Source organism: Ornithinibacter sp. (assembly GCF_035443565.1).
Classification (GTDB): Bacteria; Actinomycetota; Actinomycetes; order Actinomycetales; family Dermatophilaceae; genus Fodinibacter.
This window is the reverse complement of the sequence record NZ_DAORSO010000362.1, coordinates 1-1,404: the sequence shown is the minus strand read 5'-3', so window position 1 is coordinate 1,404 and position 1,404 is coordinate 1. Positions and strand designations below refer to the sequence as shown.

Here is a 1,404-nt window from a genome sequence, read left to right as displayed (position 1 = left end):
GCCCAAGATGGTCTCCGGGGAAGGGGCCGATCAGTCAGCGACAGCGTAGGACGTCTCTCCGGATGCCGGGTAGCCGGGGACCGCTCGGGCCTCCCGTCGCGCTCGCGCCCGGGCTCTCAGGCGTGTGACATGCAGAGTGCGCGGTATTTCGCGCCCTCTGCATGTCATGAGGGCGGAAGTCACTCACGGGACTGAGGCGCAGGCCACCAACGAGTGAGTGGGTGCCGGACCGGGAGCGCCTCACGGCGCGTGGCCGCTCGTAGCGGCTGATGTTGGGACCCGGGGCTGCCGCGGTCCGGCACCCACGGGAGACACTAACGCCTCATCGCCGTCCAGGTGTTCCCGACGTCGTCAGTTCGTTGAAGGTCCACCGCTCACGAGCAGCCGCGACCCCGACGCCCGCGGTCTCAGTGGAGGTCGCCGGCCCGCCAGAGCCGGGCACAGGCCCGCAGGTCCTCCCCGGTGGTGAGCATCGCCAGGGCCGTGCGGGTGAGGTCGCTGGCACCGTCGGGGTCGACGTGGTCACGGTCGTGCGCCAGCTCGGCACGGCCCGCCGCGACGACGGAGCAGAACGCCGAGGCCCGTTCCAGGGCGACGGCCAGGTCGCCCTCGAACACCCCGGTGAGGATCTGGTCGGCGACCCGCTGGAGCTCCTCGGGGCGCGGGGGCTCGGCGATGCCGGCGACGGCGTGCGCGACATCGGTGAAGCGGATGCCGGCGGCATACTCGCGGCTGGCCTGCTCGGGGCTGCGCTGCACCCACTCGCGCAGGGCGTACAGGCGCCACAACGTGCCGGGCAGCGAGCGCGCGGGTCGCCCGCTCCACAGGTCGGCGACGGTCGACAGGCCGAGGTCGTCGACGAGGGTGACCAGGCGCCCGGTCACCTCGGGGTCGTGGGTGGCGCGGCCGGCACCGACGAGGATCGCCGCGCTCTGGTGCGCGATCTCGGTGACCTCGGCCGGCCCGGGCAGGGTGCCGCCGACCGACTCCATCGCGTCGGGGCCCAGTGGCTGGGGCCGGCGCGGGAGGGGTCGTCCGCCGTCGGTGCTCACCGCCTCATCATCCCAGCACCGTTCCCGATCCGAGCAGGGCCGCCCATGACGGCATCCGGATGCCGTGTCGCGGGTTAGGTTGACTAGGTCACCACCTCGTGTGCGAGGCCGACCACCCGGGGTAGGAGCACGGACATGACCCAGCACGACACCGCCGCGGCGAAGGCCCACACGGCGCCCCCACCCGACGCGGACCGCAAGCCCGACTCCCCGGGCGACATCGATCGTCCGGGGTGGAGGTACACGGCGAAGGCCTCGGTCGCCGAGTTCCAGCGCGACCAGTGCACCGACCTGGCGGCGGCCCTGACGTACTACTCGGTGCTCTCGGTCTTCCCCGCGATCCTGGCGCTGG

Annotated in this window: 1 protein-coding gene and 1 pseudogene; one reads left to right on the top strand and one right to left on the bottom strand. The window is 72.9% G+C overall.

Translation table 11 applies throughout. The features are described 5' to 3' along the window. Positions 1–407 precede the first annotated feature (407 nt). Positions 408–992 carry a hypothetical protein gene (locus PLL68_RS15215; protein WP_324535545.1) on the bottom strand — a complete coding sequence of 195 codons (585 nt, stop codon included), beginning with the start codon at positions 990–992 and terminating at the stop codon, positions 408–410. Positions 993–1,187: 195 nt separating this feature from the next. Here PLL68_RS15215 and PLL68_RS15210 point away from each other — a divergent pair. Beyond that, positions 1,188–1,404, top strand: a pseudogene (locus PLL68_RS15210) (YihY/virulence factor BrkB family protein); the annotation flags it as partial.

Coding starts and splice junctions, on each gene's coding strand:
- PLL68_RS15215 (WP_324535545.1), bottom strand. CDS start 992: ATGGAGTCGGTCGGCGGCACCCTGCCCGGGCCGGCCGAGGTCACCGAG.